This window comes from Rothia sp. 27098_8_29 (assembly GCF_041432785.1).
Classification (GTDB): domain Bacteria; phylum Actinomycetota; class Actinomycetes; order Actinomycetales; family Micrococcaceae; genus Rothia; species Rothia mucilaginosa.
In genome coordinates this window covers 822,861-847,719 of record NZ_JAPWAI010000001.1, presented here as the reverse complement: position 1 = coordinate 847,719, position 24,859 = coordinate 822,861, and the positions used below count along the sequence as shown (strand labels likewise).

At 61.6% G+C, this 24,859-nt stretch carries 20 protein-coding genes; 2 read left to right on the top strand and 18 right to left on the bottom strand.

Annotated elements, in window-relative coordinates:
• Window positions 1-270: 270 nt before the first annotated feature.
• The 7 genes from O3649_RS03315 to dnaJ form a co-directional block, all read right to left on the bottom strand.
• Window positions 271-1,710: an LCP family protein gene (locus tag O3649_RS03315; RefSeq protein ID WP_371572749.1), complete on the bottom strand. Its 1,440-nt coding sequence runs from the start codon at window positions 1,708-1,710 to the stop codon at window positions 271-273.
• Window positions 1,711-1,922: 212 nt separating this feature from the next.
• Window positions 1,923-3,080, bottom strand: coding sequence for a GTPase Era (locus O3649_RS03310; protein ID WP_193389029.1), 1,158 nt, complete (start codon window positions 3,078-3,080; stop codon window positions 1,923-1,925).
• Between the two features lie 125 nt (window positions 3,081-3,205).
• A complete protein-coding gene (locus O3649_RS03305; protein WP_371572746.1) occupies window positions 3,206-4,672 on the bottom strand; it encodes a hemolysin family protein in 1,467 nt (488 codons plus the stop codon).
• A 9-nt stretch (window positions 4,673-4,681) separates the two neighbouring features.
• Window positions 4,682-5,203: an rRNA maturation RNase YbeY gene (gene ybeY / locus O3649_RS03300; RefSeq protein ID WP_005505992.1), complete on the bottom strand. Its 522-nt coding sequence runs from the start codon at window positions 5,201-5,203 to the stop codon at window positions 4,682-4,684.
• 3 nt (window positions 5,204-5,206) lie between these two features.
• The gene (locus tag O3649_RS03295; protein ID WP_070690311.1) at window positions 5,207-6,334 is read right to left on the bottom strand and encodes a PhoH family protein; all 1,128 of its coding nucleotides are present in this window, start codon (window positions 6,332-6,334) and stop codon (window positions 5,207-5,209) included.
• Window positions 6,335-6,431: 97 nt separating this feature from the next.
• Window positions 6,432-7,211 carry a 16S rRNA (uracil(1498)-N(3))-methyltransferase gene (locus O3649_RS03290; protein WP_070666560.1) on the bottom strand — a complete coding sequence of 260 codons (780 nt, stop codon included), beginning with the start codon at window positions 7,209-7,211 and terminating at the stop codon, window positions 6,432-6,434.
• Between the two features lie 175 nt (window positions 7,212-7,386).
• On the bottom strand, window positions 7,387-8,523 hold the full coding sequence (dnaJ, locus tag O3649_RS03285; protein ID WP_049327205.1) for a molecular chaperone DnaJ: 1,137 nt from the start codon (window positions 8,521-8,523) through the stop codon (window positions 7,387-7,389).
• Window positions 8,524-8,802: 279 nt separating this feature from the next.
• Between dnaJ and O3649_RS03280 the strand changes: the two genes are divergently transcribed.
• Entirely contained in the window at window positions 8,803-9,672 is an 870-nt protein-coding gene (locus O3649_RS03280; protein WP_371572742.1) for a DUF3097 domain-containing protein, read from the top strand.
• Between the two features lie 263 nt (window positions 9,673-9,935).
• Entirely contained in the window at window positions 9,936-10,355 is a 420-nt protein-coding gene (locus O3649_RS03275) for a DUF4870 domain-containing protein (RefSeq protein WP_314668369.1), read from the top strand.
• A 626-nt stretch (window positions 10,356-10,981) separates the two neighbouring features.
• On the opposite strand, the gene hemW is transcribed toward O3649_RS03275, so the two are convergent.
• The 11 genes from hemW to rapZ form a co-directional block, all read right to left on the bottom strand.
• Window positions 10,982-12,268 (bottom strand): radical SAM family heme chaperone HemW, encoded by a 1,287-nt coding sequence (gene hemW, locus O3649_RS03270; protein ID WP_371572740.1) that lies wholly within the window; start codon window positions 12,266-12,268, stop codon window positions 10,982-10,984.
• Between the two features lie 196 nt (window positions 12,269-12,464).
• The gene (lepA, locus tag O3649_RS03265; protein ID WP_371260509.1) at window positions 12,465-14,306 is read right to left on the bottom strand and encodes a translation elongation factor 4; all 1,842 of its coding nucleotides are present in this window, start codon (window positions 14,304-14,306) and stop codon (window positions 12,465-12,467) included.
• Window positions 14,307-14,402: 96 nt separating this feature from the next.
• Window positions 14,403-15,428: a PAC2 family protein gene (locus O3649_RS03260; protein ID WP_371572738.1), complete on the bottom strand. Its 1,026-nt coding sequence runs from the start codon at window positions 15,426-15,428 to the stop codon at window positions 14,403-14,405.
• Between the two features lie 315 nt (window positions 15,429-15,743).
• Window positions 15,744-16,007, bottom strand: a complete 264-nt coding sequence (gene rpsT, locus O3649_RS03255) for a 30S ribosomal protein S20 (RefSeq protein WP_005505969.1) — start codon at window positions 16,005-16,007, stop codon at window positions 15,744-15,746.
• Between the two features lie 262 nt (window positions 16,008-16,269).
• Window positions 16,270-16,944 (bottom strand): type II toxin-antitoxin system PemK/MazF family toxin, encoded by a 675-nt coding sequence (locus O3649_RS03250; RefSeq protein ID WP_371572735.1) that lies wholly within the window; start codon window positions 16,942-16,944, stop codon window positions 16,270-16,272.
• A 15-nt stretch (window positions 16,945-16,959) separates the two neighbouring features.
• Complete coding sequence (gene holA, locus O3649_RS03245) at window positions 16,960-17,994, bottom strand: DNA polymerase III subunit delta (RefSeq protein ID WP_049327212.1); 1,035 nt, start codon at window positions 17,992-17,994, stop codon at window positions 16,960-16,962.
• Window positions 17,995-18,176: 182 nt separating this feature from the next.
• Entirely contained in the window at window positions 18,177-20,216 is a 2,040-nt protein-coding gene (locus O3649_RS03240; protein ID WP_371572732.1) for a ComEC/Rec2 family competence protein, read from the bottom strand.
• On the bottom strand, window positions 20,216-21,445 hold the full coding sequence (locus tag O3649_RS03235; protein WP_371572730.1) for a ComEA family DNA-binding protein: 1,230 nt from the start codon (window positions 21,443-21,445) through the stop codon (window positions 20,216-20,218). Before O3649_RS03235 ends, O3649_RS03240 begins: the two co-directional genes overlap by 1 nt.
• Before the next feature lie 221 nt (window positions 21,446-21,666).
• Window positions 21,667-22,632: a DNA-binding protein WhiA gene (gene whiA / locus O3649_RS03230; protein WP_005505961.1), complete on the bottom strand. Its 966-nt coding sequence runs from the start codon at window positions 22,630-22,632 to the stop codon at window positions 21,667-21,669.
• A gap of 83 nt (window positions 22,633-22,715) precedes the next feature.
• Window positions 22,716-23,768 carry a uridine diphosphate-N-acetylglucosamine-binding protein YvcK gene (yvcK, locus tag O3649_RS03225; RefSeq protein WP_049345462.1) on the bottom strand — a complete coding sequence of 351 codons (1,053 nt, stop codon included), beginning with the start codon at window positions 23,766-23,768 and terminating at the stop codon, window positions 22,716-22,718.
• A gap of 107 nt (window positions 23,769-23,875) precedes the next feature.
• A complete protein-coding gene (gene rapZ / locus O3649_RS03220; protein WP_049341906.1) occupies window positions 23,876-24,790 on the bottom strand; it encodes an RNase adapter RapZ in 915 nt (304 codons plus the stop codon).
• Window positions 24,791-24,859 lie beyond the last annotated feature (69 nt).

Genomic DNA, 24,859 nt, shown 5'->3' with positions numbered 1-24,859 from the left:
AAAAAGCCGGAACGGTCGCGGCAGATTCTAGTGTGCCCCGTTCCGGCGAATAAGCAGCAGATTCACTGCCTGGCGAGTAACCCCGCGCATGCTCTCACCGTCAATAGTCATGCCTCCACGCTATCACAGGGGTCGGAGGCGGCGGCAGGGCACCCGGGAAGCCGTCCATCATCTGGAAAGAATTAACGGCAAAGGGGCGCAGCCACCATTTCTGGCGCTACGCCCCTTCTGTTCGCTATTCACGCATCTGCGCTATGCCCTAGCTAGAATCTAGTAGGCGAAAGCAGTCTGGCACTTGTTCTGATCAGCAGTCTGACCGGTCGCGTTACCCGCAATCGCAGCCTCCTGCTTCTCCATCGCCTCACCGGACGGGAAGTCAGTACCGATAGTCACCGACACGCCCTGAACCTCTTCAGTCGCCACCACGCGGGTCACATTCAGCTTCGCGGCGATTTCCTTCGCCTCCGCCTCGTAACCGGTCGAGTAGAAGACCGTGGTGAAGTTCGTCGGGCTAGCGGAAGTACCCGGAGTAACATTCGAGTAGCCCAAGCCCTCAATCACCGAAGCAATCGTAGCCGAACGGCCATCCAGACCGGTCGCGTTGTACACGTTCACCGGAACCGTACGATCCAGCTGAACCGGAGCGGCAGAAGTAGCCGGCGCCTCCGGAGCCTTCTCCTCCTTCAGCGACTTATCGTCACGCAGACGCTGGAACACGTTCGCAGCATCCGCAGAAACCTGCAGGCGGTTCTCATCCTGGCTCCACGGCTCAGTCGGCACCGTCGCAAACACAACATTCGACAGGTCCACGCCACCAAGAGCCGCACCAACACCCACCAGAGTGCTGATATTACCCAGGTTCTTATCCACCGTCACGTTCTGAGTAATCGCCTCAGCAATGTTAATCAGACGGCCCGGATTCGACAGAGTACCCTCGCTCTTCACCTTACGCAGCAGCGAAGACAAGAAGCCCTGCTGAGCCTGAATACGACCAATATCGGAACCATCCGAGAAGCCGTGGCGGCTACGCAAGAACGCAAGAGCCTGCTCACCCTCAACAGTAGAAGTACCCGCAGGAAGCTTCAGGCCACTGTACTCGTCATCAATCGGAGCGTCCACACACACCTGAACGCCGCCAACAACCTTCGACAGCTCCTTCACAGCGTTAAAGTCCACCAACATGAAGTGGTCAATATTCACACCGGTCAGCTTGCTAATGGTTGCCACAGTACAACCGGGGCCACCGCGAGACAGAGACTCGTTAATCTGAACGTTCTCCTCAGCCGGGTACACGGTGCCGCTCTCAGGATCAGTACACTGCGGCACATCAACCATCAGGTCACGCGGGAACGACAGCACGCTCACGTTCTTACGGTCCTTGCTGATCTGCAGCAGCATCATCACGTCCGCGCGAGCCTCAGAATTGCGGTCATCCTCATCGCCGTACGCGCCGTTATTGCCCTTACGGGTGTCGGAGCCAATCACGAGAATGTCCAAGGCGCCGTTCTCCAGGCCGTTCTTGTAATTGCTGATGTTCAGCTCCTGAGTATGCAGATTATTGCGCATACGCAGAGCCAACACGCCACCAAAGCCAACAACAATGACGAGCATGCAAGCAGTAAGCAGAGCAATCCACTTATTGCGGTTTGAAGTCATCACCGTCGTGCGCATATGACGACCGGTGCTTCGTAAACGAGGTGCCTGGGGCATACCTTTTCTCTTTCTGCCGGTGAGCAAGTGCTTTCTCAGAGTAACACTCTTCCCTATGAGCGCCGAATGAGAGTGAAAAGTTTCACCCGGAGGCATGCACATATTTCTGCAAGCCACCGGGCGAAAACTAAGGATGCGCGACCGCCCCAAGGGCAACCTCTCGGGGCTGCCTCGCAGGGCAAAATCTCAGGGCGATGCGCTCAGGAAAGCTACTAGAATCCCAGGCGGTTCAACGCACGCGCGTCAGACTGCCACTCCTTCGCAACCTTCACATGAATATTCAAATAAATGCGGGTACCGAGCATCGCCTCAATCTGCTCACGAGCCTTCGTACCAATCTTGCGCAGGTTCGAGCCGCCCTTACCGATAATGATGTACTTCTGCGACTCACGCTCCACATACAGGTTCACGTGCACATCCAGCAGCGGGTTATCCTCCGGGCGGCCCTCACGGAACTCCATCTCCTCAACCGTCACAGCAATCGAGTGGGGCAGCTCCTCGCGCGCACCCTCCAGGGCAGCCTCACGCACCAGCTCCGCGATGAGGGTTGCCTCCGGCTCATCGGTCAGCTCACCGTCCGGGTACAGCGGCGGCGACAGCGGAGTGTACTGCGCCAGCAGGTCAGCAACCGCATCCACCTGGAAATGCTTCACAGCAGACACCGGGATAATCGCAGCCCAGCCGCCCTTACCGTCAACCGGCATCGGCTCAGCAACCTCACCGGAGCGGCGCTTAGCCGCAGGACCCGAACCCTTCGCGAAAGGCACAGCATCATTCTTGCCGCCCTTACCCTTGGGGCCCTTACCCTTCTGCTTCGCACGATGCGCGGCACGCTTAGCACGAGCCGCACGCTCAGCACTCATGACCTCCTCGCCGAGCGCCTCAACAGCCAGCAGCTGCTCACGCAGCTCCTCAGAGCTCACAGTGTCAGCCTTCGTCACAATAGCAACCACCGGCTTATTGCTCGACGCCACCAGCTGCGACGCAATGTAACGGTCACCCGGACCGATCTTCTCATTCGCCGGAATGCAGAAGCCCAGCACATCCACCTGCGAAAGGGTGCTTGCCACCAGGTCGTTCAGACGCTCACCCAGCAGAGTGCGGGGGCGGTGAATACCCGGGGTGTCCACCAGAATCAGCTGGTACTCGTCCTTGTGCACAATACCGCGGATCGTGTGGCGGGTCGTCTGCGGACGGTTCGAGGTGATAGCCACCTTCTGACCGACCATAGCGTTCGTCAGAGTGGACTTACCTGCATTCGGGCGGCCCACCAGCGACGCGAAACCCGAACGGAAATCCGCCGGGTAGGTCGGCAGCGGGGTGCTCAAGTCCAGAGTGCTCAAATCGAGCGGGGTGTACTCCTGGTCCATTGTGTTTCTCCTTATCAAACCCCGTGCGGGGTGTATGGGGTGCCAGCATCATCTGCCTGCGCCTTCCAGGGCGGGGCGGCTGACTCAAAGTGTGTTAGGGAAAATGCGGCGTCTATATTCGATGTCTAGCGGTTGCCGTGCTGATCGGTTGCCGGTTCAGCCTCTGCAATATCTCCCGGAAGATCCGGATGCGCGTGCGGCTCAGCCACAGCGGGCGGCTCCGTATCCACGGTGAGGATGTCAGCAACCTCCGCGGAATTAGGCTCCGAGGAAGACGCAGAGGAACCTTCAGCGGTCTGCTGCTCATCACGAGGCGGCTCATACCACGCCTGCAGCATATCCACCTGGTGGCGGCGGCCCGACGAACCAATCGCACGAATATGAATGCCGTCAATCTCAATCTCAGAACCGACAATCGGCACCATACCCAGATGCTTAGCGAGCAGACCGCCCACCGTATCAACATCTTCATCGTCGAGTTCACGACCGAAAATCTCGCCCAGCTCATCAATACCCAGACGGGCAGAGAGACGGAACGTGCCGTCATCGTTCAGCGTGTAATCGGGGCGCTCATGGTCGTACTCATCAGAAATGTCACCGACCAGCTCCTCAATCAGGTCCTCAAGCGTGATCAGACCGGCGGTGCCGCCGTACTCATCAACAATGATTGCCACGTGCGTGGACTCGCGCTGCATCTCACGCAGCAGGTCCATGGCGCGCTTCGACTCGGGCTCAAAACGAGCCGGGCGCATCAGCTCAACCACGGTCGGCAGGGCGGTACCTTCGGGAGCCTCACCGTGCAGGATGAAGGCGCGCATCGCGTCCTTCAGGTAGAGCACGCCCAGAATCTCATCGCTCGAATCACCAATCACCGGCATGCGCGAATAACCCGAACGCAAGAACAGGCTCAGCGCCTCACGCAGAGGGGTGTCACGGCTGACGGTGAGCATGTCGGTGCGCGGAACCATGAGTGAACGGATGCGGGTATCGTCCATCTCAAAGACGGACTGCACAATCTGTGCCTCGTCGTCCTCGATGGTTTCAGCGTCGGAGGCGCGGTCCAGGAACTCGCGCAGCTCCTCCTCATCGAACACGCCCACCGGGGCCTCAGCCGAACGTTCCGGCGCCAGGCGCACACTGAGCTTATCGAGCAGACCAGTCGCCGGGCTCAGCAGAACCGACAGGTAGTGCACCGGGCGAGCCAGCACACGAATCGACGCGACCGGGCGGTTACGGCCCAGAGCACGCGCCAGCACGTGCAGAATCGGGTAGCCCACCAGCGCAACGATCACGAGGGTCAGTACGATGGCGAGCGCGTGCACCTCGACCAGGTTCAGCAGGCAGGTCATGGTGGCGAGCACCGCGGCGGCTGCCGCAATGAGGCGGGTCAGGCGCAGCGGGTGCGTGTACGCCTCGGAATCACCGTCGAGGGTGCGCTGCAGGACGCGGGCGCCGAGGGTGTCCGGGTGTGCTTCCACTGCCTCCTCAGCCTCGTTGTGTGGCAGGTAGGTGAACGCGGTTTCGGCGATTGCCGCGACCACGGTCAGACAGAGCGCGAGAACGGCGAGGAGGGCTGTGAGTAGAATATCCACGCCGCTCCCCTAGTGTCGGGTTTCGACCGGTGCCGGGCGGCCCAGGAACTCTTCGAGGATGGAGCGCTGAATGCCGAACATTTCAGCTTCCTCTTCGGCGGTGCCGTGGTCGTAGCCGAGGCAGTGCAGAATGCCGTGGGTGGTGAGCAGGCACAGCTCGTCCAGGGTGCTGTGACCCGCATCTGCGCCCTGACGTGCGGCGACGGGCGGGCAGAGGATGATGTCGCCGAGCATGCCACTGGAGGGGTTTTCGGGGGTTCCCGGTTCCAGCTCGTCCATGGGGAAGCTCATCACGTCGGTTGCGCCGGGCAGGTCCATCCATTCGATGTGCACGCGTTCCATTTCGTCTTCGTTCACAATGGCGATGGACAGGTAGGTGTCATCGGCAAGGTGCATGCGTTTGAAGGCGTGCTCGACGAGGCGGGTGAGCACCTCGGTGTCTACCGCTTCGAAAGATTCGCGGATGAAGGCGTCGGTTGCCGGGTCGGCACCGGTTGCGGGTTCTTCACAGTCGAATTCGATCTCTGCCACCGTTTAGCGTCCTTCCGGGGTGGTCTGTGCGTTGTTGGGGTTCTGCTCGGCGTTCTTTTCGGAGCCGCCGTTGATGCCTGCGCGGTCCAGCAACTTCTCAGCTGCGGCCTCGATGGTGGCGCGCTTGACCTTGCGGTTGCGCTTGCGTTCCATTGCCTTCTGGTCTTCGCCCCACTGGTCGTAGGCGGACACAATGTTCGACACCAGGGTGTGGCGAACCACGTCGGAGGATTCCAGGATGCTGAAGTGAATATCCTCCACACCCTGCAGAATGTTGCGCACCTGCTTCAGACCGGAGGCGGCGCCACCGGGCAGGTCGATCTGGGTGATGTCACCGGTAATGACCATCTTCGAGCCGAAGCCCAGGCGGGTCAGGAACATTTTCATCTGCTCGGCGGTGGTGTTCTGTGCCTCGTCAAGGATGATGAATGCGTCGTTGAGGGTGCGGCCACGCATGTACGCCAGCGGTGCGACCTCAATGGTGCCCGCCTCCATGAGCTTGGGGATGGTTTCGGGTTCGAGCATGTCGTGCAGTGCGTCGTAGAGCGGGCGCAGGTACGGGTCGATTTTCTCGTTGAGGGTGCCGGGCAGGAAGCCCAGACGCTCACCGGCTTCCACGGCGGGACGGGTGAGGATAATGCGGTTCACTTCGTGGGTCTGCAGCGCCTGCACAGCCTTCGCCATGGCGAGGTAGGTCTTGCCGGTACCCGCCGGGCCGATACCGAAGATGACGGTGTTCGCGTCGATAGCGTCCACGTACTTCTTCTGGTTAATGGTCTTGGGGCGAATCGTGGTGCCGCGGGTGGAGAGGATGCTGGTGGACAGCGAGTGCGCCGGGTTGCTCAGTTCGTCGCCGAGCATGCCCATGAGGCGGTGAATGACCTGCACGGTAATCTGCGTGTCGTGGCTGGAGAGCACGCGCAGTTCATTCAACAGCTTTGCGGCGGTGTTGACGGCCTCGGAGGGGCCGGTGATGAGCACATCCAGGTCCTTGGGGCGCAGGCTAATCTGCTCGAAGTAGTCCTCGATAATTGCCAGGTGCGCGTCCTGCGGGCCGAGCACGGCGATCATTTCTGCGGCGCTCTTGAAGGATACGGTGCGCGCGGTCGAGAGAGGTCGGGAGGTAGTCATATGGGCTCCTTGGCTAGTGATGTATTTACAAGTATAGATGCGCGTGATGCACCACGCACCGGCTAGGTTCTGCCAGCTGGGTGCTAACGCGGGCGCTCTACCAGCGGCCCAGCACCACGTTCAGGGTGCACATGGCGGCAGAACCGGCGGTGGAGGAACGCAGCACCTCATCACCGAGTAGTGCCAGCTGCGCACCGGCGTCGGTGAAGAGCTGCACTTCGCGGTCGCTAATGCCGCCTTCGGGGCCGACGAGCAGGTAGATCTCTTCGGGCAGGTTCTCTGCTTCTACAAGCTTGCGTGCCAGGGCGCTGAGGCGTTCGGTCGCCTGCTCATGCAGGATGAACACGGCGGCGGACTGCTCAGAACCCTCCCCGGCAACTTCTTCAATGAGTTCGACCAGGTCGGCGGTGCTGTACAGGTCGTACACTTCGGGAATGAGTGCGCGGCGCGACTGCTTCGCCGCGGCGGTGACGGTGTTCTGCCACTTGGTGTGTGCTTTGGAGGCGCGCTCCCCCTTCCAGCGCACGATGGAGCGGTCCGCACTCCACGGAAGCACGCCGTACACGCCCAGCTCGGTGGCGGTTTCGATGGCGAGCAGGTCGCGGCCGTCCTTCGCGAGCGCCTGCACCAGGTAGATGGAGGGCACGCTGCGTTCCTCGCGCAGCTCCTGCACCTGCACGCTCACACCGTCCGCATTAATGGAGGCGACCGTACCGAGTGCGCGGCGGCCGGTGCCGTCACCCAGGTCGATGCGTTCGCCGAGCTCAAGGCGCTTGACGAGGGCGTGCTTGCCTTCGGAACCGCCGAGCGCGCAGGTGGCGCCGGGGGTGAGTGCGTCGTATTCTTCTGTGCTGATGTAGAAGATGGGGGCGCTCATGGTTCTCCTTGAGGGTGCGGTTTGAAAGCGTGGGTAGTGTGCGGGTGGCGTGTGAAATAGGTGTGCTGCTTAGCGCGGGCTCGTGCAGTGCTGTGCTGACAGCAGTGCTGACAGGAAAGCGGCGGGTGCGGGTTGAGTACCGCACCCGCCGCATCCTCAGCTTGGTGTAGGGATCCTACTTGAACTGGTCCTTCAGGCGGGAGAAGAGACCGCCGCGGTGCTTGACCTGCGAACCTTCGGTGAGGGATTCACCGCGCAGAGAGGCGAACTGGCGCAGCAGCTCACGCTGTTCTTCGGTCATGTCGGTGGGGGTGACCACCTGGATACGCACCAGCAGGTCGCCGCGACGCTCGGTGCCGAGCACGGTTGCGCCCAGGCCGTTGAGGGTGATTACGTCACCGCTCTGAGTGCCTGCGGGGATAGCAACTTCCTGGTCGCCGTCGAAGGTCTTCAGCGGGATGGTGGTGCCCAGCGCCGCCGCGACCATGGGGATGTTCACGGTGGTGACCAGGTTGTCACCCTCGCGGCTGAAGTACTTGTCGCGCTTGACGTTCAGGTCAATGTACAGGTCGCCGTTGGGGCCACCGTACAGGCCTGCTTCGCCCTTGCCGCGCAGGCGGATACGCGCCTGGTCGTGCACGCCGGCGGGAACGTTGAAGGTCAGCGGCACGTCTTCACGTACGCGGCCCTGACCGTGGCATTCAGGGCAGGGGGTCTTGATGACGGTGCCGTAGCCGTGGCAGTCGGGGCATTCGACCTGCTGCATGACGGTACCGAGGATGGACTGCACGCGGCGCTGCATGAAACCGTGACCGGAGCAGGTGGTGCAGGTTTCGGGCTGGGTGCCCTCTGCGGTGCCTTCACCGTTACAGGACTTGCAGGTCACGGCGGAGCGACGCTCAATGGTCTTCTCAACACCGAACACGGCGTCCTGCAGGCTGATGGAGACGGTAATCAGGTCGTCCTGGCCCTGACGCATGCGGGATGCGGGGCCGCGGGCACCTGCCGCGCCGCCGGTGAACATGTTCAGCAGGTCCTCGAAACCGCCGAAGCCGCTGAATCCGCCGCCCGGGTAGCCGCCGCCTCCGGGGTAGCCTGCGCGGCCCTGTTCGTCGCCGGTGGTGTCATAGTTGCGGCGCTTTTCAGGGTCGGAGAGCACCTCGTAGGCGAGGGTGACGCGCTTGAATTCTTCGGCTGCGTCCTCGGAGGGGTTCACGTCCGGGTGCAGCTGGCGTGCCTTCTTTCGGTACGCCTTCTTGATCTCTTCGGGGCTGGCGTCGTTCGATACGCCGAGAGTATCGTAGTGGCTCATGCGTTTCCTTCCTCTCGAGACGATGGCGGTGCTCGATGAGTGCACCGCCAACAATGGTCGTATCAATTCTAGGGGATACTACCCCCGACCCGATACAATGGCTAGGCTGAATGGGGGTCGCTCCCGCTATCCGCTTAATCTGCGGTGCGCCCCGAACCCCGTTTTAGTTCCCCCGCCGGTTCTGTCTTACGGTTCCGTCTGGTTGTTCTGTCTCATGGTTCCGGCGCTGTCACCGCCCCTACTGGCTCTGCTGCCCCTACCGCCCCAAAGGAGAATACGTTGAGTACCCACCACTCCCCCTACGGCTGGGGTGCCCAGGATCTAAACGCCGCCCGCATGAGCCGCCAGGCGCCGGCCCCGCGTAAGGTGCCGCTGCGCCGCGGCCTGCTGATTGAGGATATTAACGGCTGGGTGGGTGAGGTCGTGAAGGCTGAACGCATCGGCGGCGCCCTGTTCTTCGGACTCGAGGACGCGAAGGGTCGCGTGAAGAACTTCCCGTTGGGTCCGGGCTACTTGATTGAGGGTGAGCCCGTTGAGATTGTCGCCCCGGTGGCGGCGAAGGAGCCGAAGCGCACGATTTCTCGTTCCGGTTCCATTGCGGTGAAGAACGCCCCGGCTCGAGTGGCACGCGCCTCCCGCATCTGGGTTGAGGGTCTGCACGACGCCGAGCTCGTGGAGAAGGTCTGGGGCCACGACCTGCGCGTTGAGGGCATTGTTGTGGAGCCGCTGCACGGCGTGGATGATCTTGCCGGTGCTATTCGTGAGTTCGCGCCGGGCCCGGGCCGCCGCCTGGGTATTCTGGTCGACCACCTGATTGAGGGCACGAAGGAGCAGCACATCGTTGCGGAGGCGTTGGCTGTGCCGGGTGCCGCCGGGCACGTGAAGATTGTGGGTCACCCGTTCATCGATATTTGGCAGGCGGTCAAGCCCGCAGTGCTGGGTTTGAAGGCGTGGCCGCAGGTGCCGCGCGGTGAGGACTTCAAGAAGGGCACGCTGCGTCGTCTGGGTCAGCCGCACGAAACGCAGGCGGATGTGGCGCAGGCGTGGAAGCATATTCTCTCCCGCGTTGACTCCTACGCTGATCTGGACCCGACGCTGCTCGGTCCGGTCGAATCGCTCATCGATTTTCTCACCGAGCCGGGTGCCTAACCGCACCCGAAACCCGCTATTGCGCCCCCGTCTGCGGGCGCAGGTGTGAATTTGCTCAGAACCTTTCCCCCGAGGGCATTATCCTGTGGGTTCTGCCCGCTAAAGCGGTACAATAGTTGAGCGTGTGGCATTGCCCCTGTGGGTTTATGTTGCACCCTCACTACACTCTAGGTCACCACCGCTCAAACGATTTGCCTCTTCGGAGGGTATTTCCACCGGCTTAGGTGATCACCACAAGAAACTTCTATCGAACCAGGATTTTCGTGACTAACGATGTTCGCCCGGCAACCGGGCCTCAGAAAACCCGTAAGATTAGCGTGATTCAGGACCGCAACCGTGCGACTTTCGCGCATTTCGGCGGTATTCTCGGCATCATCCCTTCCGCTGCGGTTTTCTACGTCAGCCGCAATAACGCACCCTTCGCTGAGCAGGAAGCTCGCGAGGCGATGAACTTCACCCTCCTACCCTCCATTGCTCTGGTGGCCCTGTGGGTTGTGTCGTTCCTGCCCGGCATGGGCAACATTGCCATGGTTCTGGGTGCGCTCGTGTGGCTGTTCATGGCTATTGCGTCGCTGCGTGCCGGTATTGAGGTGAACCGCGGTGAGCCGTACAGCTACCGCGTGAACCCGCGCCTGCTGGACCGCTTCTACTCCACCGAGAACGCAGAATCCGCAGAGTCTTAAACCGCGCTGATAGCTTTTACGTTTGAACGCCCCGCACGTTGTGTGCGGGGCGTTCTACGTTTAAGTGGGGCTTCTTTACCCAGTGCGCGTGAATTACTGCAAACTCTACCGAATGGTGCTGTAGATAATCGTTGTTAAACGATCGTGGGCCCCTGTTACCAGGAGCCCACAACCGTATTCACTCAACTTCAGCAAAGACGAGAACACGCTGTTAGACATATACCGTCCTGCCATGACCTATTATGGCACAGCGTAACCTTCAACCACAACTTGAAATTGGGTGTTTTGGAGAATTTTTTCTCGGGAAAGTATTCGAAAAATACGCACCCTAAAAGCGGTATGGAGGAGTGGAAAATTCTTTCGGCTAGTCCAGCACAAATGCGAACAATTAGCACACCGGTGTAAGGTGTGATGCTCCCCCAAAATCCCTCCAAACAGCCCCGAAAAATTTTTTTAAAAGTTTTTCTAGACCCATAAAAACACCCCGAAATCACCGAAATATTACGGCAATCCCGGGGTACGCGCGGCGCGCAGGCAACAGCAGAGACGGCGCCCAGGTGGAGTTATGACAGACCAGAACCGGAACGCCGCCCCGATTGAAAAGCCCCTTGTCAGACCAATGCTTCTTAGTGTTCCTCGTGCTCGTCAGAGACCTCCGGGAGCAGCTCACGGGTCACAGCGTCGCCCAGAAGTCGCCCCTTGAGGGTCAGTCGCACGTGAGCTTTAGGGTCAGGTTCAGCTTGAGAATTCAAAGCATCAGGCTCAATCAGAGCTTGAGAAACTAGCCAGCGCAACGAGGCGCCCAGCTGCGCCTCATCGTGCACCGCGAGCAGCTCGCGCATCGCCAAACCCTCACGCACACGGATCATGAGCATAATCGTCTCAAAAGCACGGGTGGCGGTGTCCAGCACCTCACGTGCCGCCGCCGGGGACTCCCCCGCACGCACCTTCTGCGCGTAGGGCACCGGGTGCTTCACGTTCCACCAGCGGGTACCGTTCACGTGCGAGTGCGCGCCGGGGCCGATGCCCCACCAGTCCTGGTTGCGCCAGTAGGCGAGGTTGTGGTCGCTGCGGGTGTCCTCGCTGCGCGAGTAGTTGGAGACCTCGTACCAGTTGTAGCCAGCTTCGGTGAGTAGCTCCTCGGCGAGCAGGTACATGTCCGCCATGAGGTCTTCGTCGGGCATGGTGTATTCGCCGCGGCGGATCTGCGCGGCAAGCTTAGTGCCGTCCTCCACGATCAGCGAGTACGCCGAAATATGGTCCGGCTCGTAGGAGATTGCGGCGCGAACACTTTGCTCCCACTGGTGCAGGCTCTCCCCCGGCGAACCGTAAATCAGGTCCACGGACACCTGCAGACCGACCTCCTTAGCCCGGGCGACAACCTTCGGCACGTTCGACGGCGTGTGGGTGCGGTCGAGTACCTGTAGCACCTCGGGGACGACAGACTGCATGCCGAAGGAGACGCGGGTGAAACCGCCGTCCTTGAGGGTTTGCAGGTCCTCGCGGGTGACGGAGTCGGGGTTCGCTTCGGTGGTGACTTCTGCGCCCTCGACGAGACCGAATACGTCGATGGCTGCCTGTAGGATGCGTACGAGGTCGCGGGCGGGCAGTTTGGTGGGGGTGCCGCCTCCGAAGAAGACGGTGCGCATGGGGCGTTTTGCGACGCCGGAGGTTTCGAGGGTGCGTGCGGCGAAGAGGATTTCTGCGATGGCGTCGTCGGCGTAGGTGCCGAGGCCGATGCCGTCGCCGAAGTCTTCGGTGGCGTAGGTGTTGAAGTCGCAGTAGCCGCAGCGTACGGAGCAGAAGGGGATGTGTACATAGAGGCTGAAGTCGCGGGTTTCGCATCCTGCCGCGCTGGTGGCGGGGATGCGCCCGTCGCGGGGTGCGGGGGCGCCGGTGGGCTGGGCGGGCATTCTGCCTCCTGGAACTAGGTGTAGAGGTCGGGGGGATCAAATATGGGCACCGCGCATGCGGCTACGCGGGTGACTTCAGTGGGCGTGTAATATCAACAGACAGCGTGCAGAGAACCCGGCGGTACACGAGGCACCAGCCGGGTTCTCCACAATCAACAGGTCAGCACACAGCCGGAAAAGCTACAGTAGCGAAAGGCTACTTCTTCTTTTCCTTCTCCTCGCCCGAAGACAGTGCCGCAATGAAGGCTTCCTGCGGAACCTCCACACGACCGACCATCTTCATGCGCTTCTTGCCTTCCTTCTGCTTCTCCAGCAGCTTACGCTTACGCGAAATATCGCCACCGTAACACTTCGAAAGAACGTCCTTACGCATCGCACGAATATTCTCGCGGGCAATAATACGTGAACCGATAGCCGCCTGAATCGGCACCTCAAACTGCTGACGAGGAATCAGCTCACGCAGCTTAGAAGTCATCATCAGGCCGTACGAGTACGCCTTATCGCGGTGGGTAATGGCGCTGAACGCATCCACCTTCTCACCCTGCAGCAGGATGTCGACCTTCACCAGGTCGGCTTCTTCCTCACCGTCGAACTTCCAGTCCAGTGACGCGTAACCGCGGGTACGGGACTTCAACTGATCGAAGAAGTCGAACACAATCTCCGCCAGGGGCAGGCGGTAACGCATCTCCACACGATCCTCGGACAGGTAATCCATGCCGCCGATCTGGCCGCGGCGAGCCTGGCACAGCTCCATAATCGCGCCAATGTACTCGCTCGGGGCAATAATCGTACACGCCACCATGGGCTCACGAATCGTCGCGACCTTACCCTCGGGGAATTCGCTCGGGTTGGTCACGCGCTTAGCGTTGCCAGCCTCATCCACCACGTCGTAAATAACGTTCGGCGCGGTCGAAATCAGGTCCAGGTTGAACTCGCGTTCCAGGCGCTCACGCACAATCTCCAGGTGCAGCAGACCCAGGAAGCCACAGCGGAAACCGAAGCCCAGAGCGGCAGAAGTCTCCGGCTCGTAGATCAGCGCGGCGTCGTTAAGCTTCAGCTTATCCAGCGCGTCACGCAGCGCCGGGTAGTCCGAACCGTCAATCGGGAACAGGCCAGAGAACACCATCGGCTTGGGGTCCTCGTAACCGCCCAGGGACTCCTGCGCAGGCTTCGCGGCGGAGGTGACGGTATCACCCACACGGGACTGACGGACGTCCTTCACACCGGTAATGAGGTAACCCACCTCGCCCACGCCCAGGCCCTTAGAAGGCACAGGCTCAGGGGAAATCACGCCGATTTCGAGCAGGTCATGCTCAGCGCCGGTGGACATCATCTTAATCTTCTGACGCGGCTGCAAGCTACCGTCCACAACACGCACATAGGTGACCACGCCGCGGTACGAGTCGTACACCGAGTCAAAAATCATGGCACGCGCCGGGGCGGATGCGTCACCCTGCGGGGCGGGAATCGCCTCCACAATACGGTCCAGCAGAGCCTCAACACCCTCACCGGTTTTACCCGATACGCGCAGGACCTCGTCCGGCTCGCAACCAATCAGGTTCGCCAGCTCCTCAGCGTACTTATCGGGCTGAGCCGCGGGAAGGTCAATCTTGTTCAGCACCGGGATGATGGTCAGGTCGTTCTCCATCGCCAGGTACAGGTTCGCAAGGGTCTGAGCCTCAATACCCTGGGCGGCGTCCACGAGCAGAAGCGCACCCTCACACGCAGCCAGGGAGCGGGACACCTCATAGGTGAAGTCCACGTGGCCGGGGGTGTCAATCATGTTCAGCGCGTAGGAGGTGCCGTCAACGTCCCAGGGCATGCGCACAGCCTGGGACTTAATGGTGATACCGCGTTCACGTTCAATGTCCATGCGGTCCAGGTACTGCGCCTTCATATCGCGCGGGGCAACCACGCCGGTGGCCTGCAGCATACGGTCTGCGAGGGTGGACTTACCGTGGTCAATGTGGGCGATAATGCAGAAGTTGCGAATAATCGCGGGGTCGGTCGCCGCCGGAACGGGCGGGTTCTTCGACATGGGTGCCAATCACATCATCCTTTCGAGATGCTGGCTGCGGGTATGGGCATAGTTACCTATCATTTTCCCATACCCGCGCCATATGTGCGAACGGACCTAACGTTCCGAAGAATCCTCCGCAGAATCCGCACCATCATCGGCAGGGTTTACGCCCTCGGAGGCGCCGCTGAGGGAATCCAGGTAGCCCTCAATATCCTCGGCGATCACCTCGCCGGAGACAGTGCGCAGAGTCGAATCCATCTTCTGCTCAATCTCACGCACCAGCTCAACCTTCTCGTAGTCCTTCGCCATTTCTTCGGCGAGCTCCGCCTCCCACTCATCAGCGTGGGTGCGCAGGCGGTCGTACTCCTCCGACTCGACCTTAATGCCGAGGATGACCTCCAGCGCCTCAATCAGGCTCACGACCGCGCGCGGGTTCTGCTGGTCAAAACTCAGATACCCCGGGATGCTCATACGCAGCATGACAGAGGAGGACAGGCCGTGCTCGGCGGCGAGCGCAGACATCGCCATCGTCACCGAGGTAGAACCGGTGTAGTCCTCGTGCAGAATACCGGGGATTGCCGCCAGCTTCTCGTCGTGAGTGGTCAGCGTGTACGGGTACGGGCGGGTGTGCGCCACCTGATCTTCAAAGGTCTCAACGAAGATTGCGTGGTCCACGTGGAGCTTCTTCACGTACTTGAAGAAGCGGGTCATGAACCGCTGCAGGCACAGGCTCGGGGCGGGGCCGGTCACCACGAGCAGGCGCAGGCGGCGCTCCGGGATGGTGACCATGTTGTAGAACATCTTGGGCCACACCAGGACCGTGGATTCGGAGTCGTCGCTGTTCTGCAGCTGCGGGGCGACGGAACCATAGTCGTAGAAGTCGTCCATGTCGAAGCCGGGGCTCTCATCGCACGGGTCGAATGCGCGGTGAATCACGTCGAGGGCGTCCTCGCCGTTGCCCGGGGGTTCCTTCGCGGAGTTGAAACCGACCAGCATGACGGTCGTGTAGTTGTCCTCCTCGGAGGATTCGCTCAGGCGTAGCTTGCCGAGCAGTCCCTTCTTCGTGGGCTGTTCCGTGGAGGCGGGCTTGACGAAAGCGTCAAAGAGTCGGGCGGGAGGGAAGTTCGGCTGGCTCATCATTGTCCTTAGCTCGTGGTCGGTGGTTGTGTGGTGGGTATCGGCGGTGCTCACTCCCCCGGTGCCGTTCGTTGTGCTGTATACGGCGCTGCGTACAGGGTGCGGGCGGTGTGCGGTACCGCCGATAGTTCCCACTATACGGGCTCTTCCACGACCCGCAAGCGGTTTCGTCACCGGGCGGGCGCCTCCCCAAATCTGGGCAGGGAATCCGTGCCAAGAATTGGGCATAAAGAAACCCCCTGCGTTCCCCTTAGAGGAGGGGGAACACAGGGGGTTTCTGCCCTTAAACCAGAGAGGTACTCACGTACCCCGCAAGTTTTAGAAAGCCTTGTTTACCAGCGCAGCAAGACCGGACTTCTTGTTTGCAGCGGTCTTCTTGTGCAGAACACCCTTGGAAACAGCCTTGTCCAGCTTACGGTTCACAAAACGCAGAGCCTCAACAGCAGCTTCCTGGTTCTGTGCCTCAACAGCAGCCTTGACCTTGCGGGTCGCGGTCTTCAGCTCGGACTTTACAATGTTGTTGCGCAGGCGAGCCTTCTCGTTGGTGAGGATACGCTTCTTCTGAGACTTAATGTTAGCCACAATTAAACTTTCTGTTTTGTCTTATTGGTCGGTGAGGGCGACGCTGGCCGATCATCGACTGAGCGGCGTGGGGATGCCTATGGCAACCGGCCAGCAGTGCCCGATGACCATCGGACACTCAACCACACATAATACCAGATGAACAGCCTCCACGACAGACCCTCGCGGAGAGAAAAATACTGTGAAAACCGCTACACGCAGCCTCCACATCCGGCGCAGATAATCGGCACCGGTCGCCGGTGAAACTACCCGCACAGGGTTATTAGCCGTTATGGCGAGTCCACGCACGCTCAATCAGGCGGAACGTATCCTCCGGCATAATCGCGCCCTCACGGCGCATCGCATCCGGGCGAACACGAATCACACGGTTCAGCTTCACCTCAGAGGCGCGGCCCTGCGGATCCCACGGACCCGAACCAATATCAAGGTAGTTCGGATCAGCGTGCTCACGGTTATTGTGATCCTTGCTGGTCATCATCAGCGCCAGCAGGTACTCACCGTCACGACCCACCAGAAGCACCGGGCGGTCCTTACCCTGCGAGTGGTCCTCCTCGAAGGGAACCCACGTCCACACGATTTCACCCGGGTCAGCGTCGCCGTCCAGGGAAGGCGAGTACTCAAAGTTGATCATGTCGCGGTAATCGCCCGGGTAATCCGAACCGGCGGATGCGACGGTTGAAGCCGGTGCGGAAGGCTTAGGTGCCGAGGACTTTCCCGAGGAAGGCTTCGGGGCGCTCGGCTTAGGCGCCGAAGAGCCAGAGGTACGAGCCTCACCCTGACGAGATTCACGCTGACGAGATTCATCCTTGCGGGACTCACTCTTCTGGGAGGACTCGGAGCCGCCCTTAGACGCAGTAGCGTCGTTGAGGGCATCCTCTGCCGCCTTCTGCAGGAAGGGCAGCAGAGCAAGGAAAATTTTCTTCAGAATTTCGAGCATGGGCTCTATTATGCACTACAGGCGCGGAGGTAGAGCAATCGCCAAAACAGCCTGCTCCACCGCATACACCGCGTCCTGCGACTCGCCCTTCAGCTGGGCGTCCGCATCAGCCAGAAGCTGCACAATATGCGCCAACTGGGCGCCGGTAAAACGGCGGCCGTCACGCTGAGCCTGCTCAACCTGCCACGGTGACATACCCACCTCACGCGCCAGTTCGTTAGCACTCATACGCACGTGGTGCACGCGCGCAATATTGCGGATACGCATGGCGAGCGCACCCAGCATCGGAATCGGCTCTGTGCCGGTGGCAAGGGAGTGGCGGAGCAGACGCAGAGCCTCCGGAGCGTTACCAGAAATCGCGGCGTCACTCACGCGGAATGCGGTGACTTCGGTGCGGCCGCCGTAGTAGCGGTTCACCGCCTCTTCGGTGATTTCGCCAGGTACGTCTGAGAGCAGCTGCTGGCAGGCGGCGGCAAGCTCAGCAGTGTCGGAGGCGGCGGCCGTCAGCAACGCCAGGGCGCCGCCGGTAATCGGGCGCTGAGCTGCTGCGAACTCCCCCGCCAAGAACTCGCTCTTTTCCCGGTCGGTCTTGAGCGCCTTGCAGTTAATGAGCACGAACTGGGAGCGCACCAGGTCGATGAGCTTCTTGCCGCGGTTACCGCCCGAGTGGTTCAGAATGAGCATGATGTCCGGCTCGGGGGCGTTCAGGTAGGCGAGCGTATCGGTCAAAAACTCGTCGCTCATGGAGGCTACGTTCTCAACCTCAATGATCTTCGCCGAACCGAATAGGGAGGGCGAAGCATGCAGGATCAGTTCCCCCGCCGTGTAGGTGGCGGCGTTAATCTGAACGCGGTCCACCTCCGGGTGGATGCTACGGAACAGCTCACGCAGGCGTGCCGCAGCGCGGGAGGCGAAGTACTCCTCCGGGCCGTAGAGCATGACGGCGGGTGCCGGGGTGACGGTACGCCACGCGGTGTCGAGGGCGGGGCCGCCTCGGCGGGCGTAGCCTCGGGAACCACCACGCTGGGTTGAACGCTTACGCTCGGACACGCTTATCACTCGCCTTTATCTGCAGGGTACGGGCTGAACTCGACCCCGCTGCGCACGGGGTGCTGCGCGGGTAGAGTCTCGAGTATCCATCATAGCGTTTTCTTCTCAGATGCCTCCTAGCGGTGGTTAGGGGTAGTCAGTCAGAGGTAGATGTTTGCGGTTAGATGCCCTCAGTTAGTCGGTTAGGAACGGGCGGGCTGATCGGGGCGCTGATGGGAGCGCGCAGTGTGCGGTACCACCCGCAAATACTGCCGGTGCGTGACCGCACGGTAGCGGCGCGCATCCACCCACCACAGGGCTATGCTCAACGCCAGCACGCAGAAGGCGCTACACACCACCGCCGGGACGCTCGAACCGGGATCCCACGGGTTACCCGGCGCGTGCACGGCAGTGTGTGCCGCCCACTCGATGCCCTGCGCGGCAAGGCCACCGGCACGCAGGCACAGATCCGCCGCAGTGGGCAGACCCAGGAGCATGAATCCGAGCGCCGCCAGCCCGGCGAGCATACTCACCGGCGCCAAAGGAGCGGCAACCAGATTCGCCGGAACCGAGTAGAGCGGCACCTTACCGCTCATCGCCAAAATCAGCGGAGTGCACCACAGGGACGCCACAATCGGTGCGGCGAGCATTTCCGCGCAGAACACCGGCATGACGCGCATGAGCAGGCGAATCAGTGGAGGGCCCAGCAGAATCAGCGCGGAGGTTGCCGTCACCGACAGGGCGAACCCCATATCCACGGCGAGGTGCGGGGCGGCAAGCAGACAGATCAGCACCGTGGTTTGAAGCGCCGCCAAAGACTGACGACCTGAACCGCGTAGCATCGCGTAAGCACCGAGTAGACCCATGGCGAGGGAACGAATCACGGAACCCTCAGAGTCCAGCAGCATCGCGTAGGCGAGCACCGCCGCAACCCCGCACAGCACCATGACGCGGTGCGGAATGGCGAGGGTGCTCAGCCGGTGCACGAGCGGCGGCAGGTCGTGGGCATTTGGCGGGGTAGCTTGTTGAGGCTGGCCAAGTTGATGGGGGTGGGCAGGGCGGCGAGAACGACCCGTGCCTCTCCCCCGCAACCGCTGCATCCAGGAACGAAGCAGCAGGTATGCGCTAGCGAAACGGTACGGGCGAACCGCCAACACCAGCCGGTACGCACCCAAAAACACAATGGCAATATTCGCCCCGGACACCGCCGTAATATGGCTGAGCCCGCTGAGCTTATACTCCTCCCGCGCGGTGGAACTCATCAGCGAATCGTCCCCGTAGGCGGTGCCCAAAACCAGTGCCGCCGACTCCGTGCCGAGGGTGTCCAGGGCGCGGATGCGCAACTGCTCCTTGAGCGTGGACAGGTACGGCTCCTCCGCAGGTCGGGTGGCAGTGTTCGACCCGGTACCGTAGGCGGGCGCGGGAAAAATAGTTGCGCCGCTCAGCTTCGCCGTGGAACCATTGAACTCCACCGTGCCGAGGGCGGTCACCCTCATGCCCGGATAAATCGCCTGCGAGCGCGCGGTACCGATCCCCTGCTGCTGAGCGACCGCACTCGCCTCCGAACGTACCTCTAGACGCTGCGCGGTACTCTTTGCCGAACCGTCACGCCGATACACGCGCACCCGTTCATTCACCAGCGCACGCACGCTCCGCCCCTGAATTTCCTCCAGCTTAATAACCACCAGGGTAGTTCGCGGATCCACGCGGCGAACCTGCTCCACCGTGCCATTCAGACGAAGCGAAGCACCCTGCGCCTGCTGCAGTGTGGCGCGGGATGCATCCACCCCCGTAGCGCACAAAAGCACCGCCTGAACCGTGACAATACACGCCAGAAAAACCAGCTGACCGGTCGTGCGAAAGAGCAGACTGTAGGGCATCACCACACGCGGCGGAAAGAACAACAGAATCGCCAGGCACCCCAGCAGAGCAATGAGCACGCACGCCAGCGGATGCACCACCCGCCACGTTCCCACGGTCAGCGCCGCCGCGGTAAAAGCCCACAGCGCCAGCACCGTAAAACTCAGGCGAAAGTCCAGGTGAATGAGGCTTCCCTGGGCGCGCAGCTCCTGCTCATCGCGGCGGGTACGCCACCGTTCAGCGCCGATGCTCCAGCGGTAGCGGACGCGGTCATACGCCGTAGCCGCAGACCGGATGAGGCGCCGGGTGAGGCGCAAGGAACCGGGAAATAGCTCCCGCTCCCCTGCCTGCTGGCGGTTCTGCAAACGGTTCTGCCGGTGCATTAGACCGTCACCAGCGGGCGCAAATTCTCCAGCATCGACGGACCAATGCCGGGCACCGCATCCAGCTCATCGACGCTACGGAAACCGCCGTGCACCTCACGCCAGGCGATAATGCGCTGAGCCATCGCCGGACCAATACGCGGCAGGGTCTGCAGCTCCTCAGCGGTGGCGGTGTTAATGTTCACCGGGGTTGAGCCCTTCTGCGCGCTGCCTGCAGGAGTTAGCGTGCGTGCAGACTGAGGCTGAGCGCCACCCTGCGATGCACCATTCGCCGCGTTACCCTGACCGGCATTCGCCGTGCCACCGTTGGGCTGAATCTGCGCCGGAGCAGCCGTTTCACCACGATGCGGCACATAAATCTGCACCCCGTCACTGAGCGCGCCGGCGAGGTTCACGCGGTCCAGGTCAGCATCCGCTGCGGCACCGGAGGCGGCGGCAATCGCATCCACGGCACGCCCCTGCGCGGGCAACGTGTACACGCCGGGGTTGTTCACGGCACCCGCCACGTGCACCCGCACGGTACCCTCACCGGAGGCGCCACCCGGCGCGGATTCACTCGGGTTAGCGCCCGGCTGGGCAGCGGACTGGGTGCCGGGCTGAGCACCGGGGCTCTGCTGGGCGCCCACCGCCTGCACCGACTCGGCGGAAGCGCCCGGGGAGACGACCTGCTCGGCACGCGGCGCCGCCGAAAACTGGGTCACACCCCACACCACGGCAACCAACGCCAACACCGCCACCAGAAGCAGCACGCGCGGCGACAAGCCCCAACGGGTACTGCGGGTGGTGCCGGGCTGATCGGCCTGCTCCCACTCCGCCCAATCGTCCACCTCGTTCCAATCTGGCTGCTGATCCCAGTCAGCCCAACCATTCGACTCCGGGTGGGATGCCGCGGGCTGGCTGGTAGGTGCTGGCTGGCTCGCCCTGGGCTGTGCGGTGCCGGGCTGAGAAGAATTAGGCAGCGAAGATTCAGGCTGCGGTGCCTCAGCTTCTTCAGCTGGTACCTCCTCCGGCGTTACCTCAGCGGCAATAGCCAGCGGCACGGTATCCTCGGCATCCGGCGCACCGTTCTTGCGAGCGCGCGGGCTACGGTAGAGGCTGTTCATCAGGGAGCGGGCGCTACGCTGCGCGCTGCCCTGCTGGGGTGCGTTGTCTTGCGCAGCACCGTTGTTCGGTGCAGCACTCGGGTTCTGCAGGTGGTTCTGCTCGGGGTTGGGGGTCATGCTCGTCATACCCCTACCCTAGGCTCACGCGCGCGAACGCACGAGCGCACGCAAAGAACCTGTGGATAACTCCCCTCGCACAACGCGAAAGGGGCCATCCACAGGCTCATTTTTGAAAAATATGCGGTTTTTGTTCAAAAACGGAGGGGTTTGGTCTGTCATAAAACCGTCACAAACACCCCAGCCACACGAGCTACCCGCACCGTTTAAGAGCAGAATCTAGCCTTCGCTTAGTCCTCGCGCGGCAGTTCAGTACCCGGAACACCCAGCTCCGAAGCACGCTTATCAGCCATCACCAGCAGGCGACGAATACGGCCCGCAATCGCGTCCTTCGTCATCGGCGGATCAGCCAGGCGACCCAGCTCATCCAACGACGCATGCTTATGCAGCACACGCAGCTCACCGGCATAGCGCAGATGATCCGGAGCCTCATGACCCAGAATCTGCAGAGCACGCTCGACGCGGGCACTCGCCGCAACAGCAGCCTGGGCGCTACGGCGCAGGTTCGCATCATCAAAATTTGCCAGGCGGTTCGCGGTCGCACGAACCTCCTTGCGGGTGCGCGCCTCACGCCACGTGGTCAGGGTGCCGGTCGCGCCCATACGCTCCAGCAGCTGCGAAATCGTCTCGCCGTCACGCACCACCACACGGTCGGTGCCGCGCACCTCGCGTGCCTTCGCAATAATGTCCAGGCGACGAGCCGCACCCACCAGCGCGAGCGCCGCCTCCGGACCGGGGCAGGTAATCTCCAGGGAGGAGGAACGACCCGGCTCAGTCAGCGAACCGTGCGCCAGGAACGCACCGCGCATGACCGCCTCGGCGTCCTGCAGGGAGCCGTTCACCACGGCCGGCGGCAGACCACGCACCGGGCGACCACGCAAATCCAGCAGACCGGTCTGGCGAGCCAGCGCCTCGCCGCCGTGATCCACACGCACAATGTAGCGGCCGCCTCGACGCAGGCCACCACCGCTGACGCTGGTCAGCTCAGAGTCGTGGCCGTAAATCTCCGCGATGGTGCGGCGCATGCGGTGGGCGGTTGCCTCGTGGTCGACCTCAGACTCCACCACGATTCGCCCCGAGACAATGTGCAGGCCTCCGGTAAAACGCAGAATCGTAGAGATTTCTGCCTTACGAGCAGAGACTTTCGTTGCCTCGTAGTTGGCGAGTTCGTCCTTGACGAGCGTGGTTAATGCCATGAACAGGTCCTTCTGGGCGTAGTGTCTAAGAGTCTATAACTTCGGGAAATGGGCACACCAAAATAGCAGCCGCAACGGTGATTCTAGGAGCTCAGCTCAAACGCTTCGTTATACGCAGCCGCAAGCTTCAGCGGGTCGTGCACATTCGGCTGGGAGCTCGAACGCAGGTGCGCCCACACAACCTTCGCACCCATCGCAGAAGCTTCACGCTCCAGCTCGGAACGGTGATCAGCCTGCATGTCAGCGTCAGCAATCACCGCGTCAAGGTGAAGCTTCGGGGCGTACTGGCGCAACAAATCCAAGTGCGTTGCCGGGGTGAAGCCGACCGTCTCCTTATCGTCGGAGAGGTTCATGACCACGCAGCGGCGCGCCTCCGTGCGGATAATCGCCTCACGCTGAGCATCCAACAGCAGATGCGGCAGAACCGACGTACGCCACGAACCCGGACCCAAAACAATCCAGTCGGATTCTTCAATAGCGGAGAGCGCCTCCGGGCAAGGACGCGCATTTGCGGGAGATAGACCAATATCGTGAACCCGCTCCTCCTTCGAGAGGTTCACCTGGCCGACCACCTTCACACGCTCAATACCGCCACCGTTATGCTCACGCAGCACGGTGCCGTAAATGACCATCGGATCCAGCGCCATCGGCAACACGCGGCCGCGCGCATTCAGCAGGGCACCCGCCCAGTCCAGACCCGCAACCGGGTCATCCAGCAGCTGCCAGAGAGTCGCAATCAGCAGGTTACCGAGAGCATGGTAATCCAGCGGGAACTCACCCTCGTAACCCTCGGGCGCGCTAAAACGATGCTGCATCACATCACGCCACGTGCGACCCCAATCGGTGTCATCACACAGCGCAGAAAGCGCCATACGCAAATCTCCCGGAGGGAGAATACCCATCTCCTCACGCAAACGACCCGACGAACCGCCATCGTCAGCAACCGTCACAACAGCCGTCAAATCAGGCGTGACGTGGCGCAGCGCAGACAGGGAACCGTACAGCCCGTGGCCGCCGCCCATCGCCGTGACCTTCGGCGAACGGTGCGTGGTCTTCAACAGGCGCAGAGCCTGAGTCGGCAGAGCCGGCAGGCGCGGAATGCCCTGAGTGTCATAACTGGTCGAATGGGTGGACATAGTAATACCTCACATACCCGGAAGGAATGGTATGCCGGCCCACGGGTGCGGGGCCGGACGGCGGCTAATGAAACACGACGCGGTGGTTGGGACGCGCCGGGTGGAACTTACTCGCGGCCCTTGTCGCGGTGCTGAACATTCACGTTCAGCTCACCGAAAGCAGAGAGACGACGAGCCAGTTCTTCCGTCACAGCCACGGAACGATGCTTACCACCGGTGCAGCCAATTGCGATGGTGGCGTAGTACTTACCCTCACGGCGGTAACCTTCAAGCACGGGGCGAAGAGCCGCAAGGTAGTTGCTGATGAACTCCTCGGTGCCGGCGTGCTCCAGCACGTAGTCGCGCACCGGGGCGTCCTGACCGGTCAGGGGGCGCAACTCCGGAACCCAGTGCGGGTTCGGGATGAAACGCATATCAGCCATGTAGTTAGCGTCCGAAGGCGCACCGTACTTGAAGCCGAAGCTCATCACGGTCAGGTTCAGCTTCTTATCCGCACCCTCAGCAAACATTTCACGCACGGTACGAGCCAGCTCGTGAACATTCATGCCGGTGGTGTCAATGGTGCGGTCAGAAGCGAGGCGCAGACCTTCAAAGAGAGTGCGTTCAGCGCGGATACCGTCGAGGACGCGGCCCTCACCCTGCAGCGGGTGCGGGCGGCGCTGAGCCTCGTAGCGGGCAATAATGGTTTCGTCCTTGGCGTCAAGGAAGAGCATGGAGAAGTCAATATCGGACTTGCGCAGAGTCTCAATCGCAGCGGGAAGATCGGAGAACAGTGCGCGGGCGCGAACGTCAATGCCGAGCGCCACCTTCGGAACTCGTGCACCGTCGCGGGTCACCAGCTCAGCCAGGGAACCGAGCATCTGCGGCGGGATGTTATCGATAACGTACCAGCCCTCATCCTCCAACACATTTGCGACAGTGCTGCGGCCTGCACCGGAAATACCGGTGATCACCAGAATCTGAGGGCGCGCCTCACTCTGGGCGGACTGTACCGTGGCGGGCTTGCTCTGGTTCTCGGGCATGGTGCTTCTTCCCCTTCAACGCGAAATACTCTCTATGCCATGATACAAGACCTTTATCTGACGGTTCGG

Excerpts from the sequence above, each read along its gene's own strand:
- rapZ (WP_049341906.1), bottom strand. The coding sequence starts at position 24,790 with ATGCCCGAGAACCAGAGCAAGCCCGCCACGGTACAGTCCGCCCAGAGT.
- O3649_RS03235 (WP_371572730.1), bottom strand. The coding sequence starts at position 21,445 with ATGACGAGCATGACCCCCAACCCCGAGCAGAACCACCTGCAGAACCCG.
- whiA (WP_005505961.1), bottom strand. The coding sequence starts at position 22,632 with ATGGCATTAACCACGCTCGTCAAGGACGAACTCGCCAACTACGAGGCA.
- hemW (WP_371572740.1), bottom strand. The coding sequence starts at position 12,268 with ATGCCCGCCCAGCCCACCGGCGCCCCCGCACCCCGCGACGGGCGCATC.
- O3649_RS03290 (WP_070666560.1), bottom strand. The coding sequence starts at position 7,211 with ATGAGCGCCCCCATCTTCTACATCAGCACAGAAGAATACGACGCACTC.
- yvcK (WP_049345462.1), bottom strand. The coding sequence starts at position 23,768 with ATGTCCACCCATTCGACCAGTTATGACACTCAGGGCATTCCGCGCCTG.
- dnaJ (WP_049327205.1), bottom strand. The coding sequence starts at position 8,523 with ATGAGCCACTACGATACTCTCGGCGTATCGAACGACGCCAGCCCCGAA.
- O3649_RS03295 (WP_070690311.1), bottom strand. The coding sequence starts at position 6,334 with ATGACTACCTCCCGACCTCTCTCGACCGCGCGCACCGTATCCTTCAAG.
- O3649_RS03260 (WP_371572738.1), bottom strand. The coding sequence starts at position 15,428 with ATGATGAGCCAGCCGAACTTCCCTCCCGCCCGACTCTTTGACGCTTTC.
- O3649_RS03310 (WP_193389029.1), bottom strand. The coding sequence starts at position 3,080 with ATGGACCAGGAGTACACCCCGCTCGATTTGAGCACTCTGGACTTGAGC.
- O3649_RS03315 (WP_371572749.1), bottom strand. The coding sequence starts at position 1,710 with ATGCCCCAGGCACCTCGTTTACGAAGCACCGGTCGTCATATGCGCACG.
- O3649_RS03250 (WP_371572735.1), bottom strand. The coding sequence starts at position 16,944 with ATGCTCGAAATTCTGAAGAAAATTTTCCTTGCTCTGCTGCCCTTCCTG.
- lepA (WP_371260509.1), bottom strand. The coding sequence starts at position 14,306 with ATGTCGAAGAACCCGCCCGTTCCGGCGGCGACCGACCCCGCGATTATT.
- O3649_RS03240 (WP_371572732.1), bottom strand. The coding sequence starts at position 20,216 with ATGCACCGGCAGAACCGTTTGCAGAACCGCCAGCAGGCAGGGGAGCGG.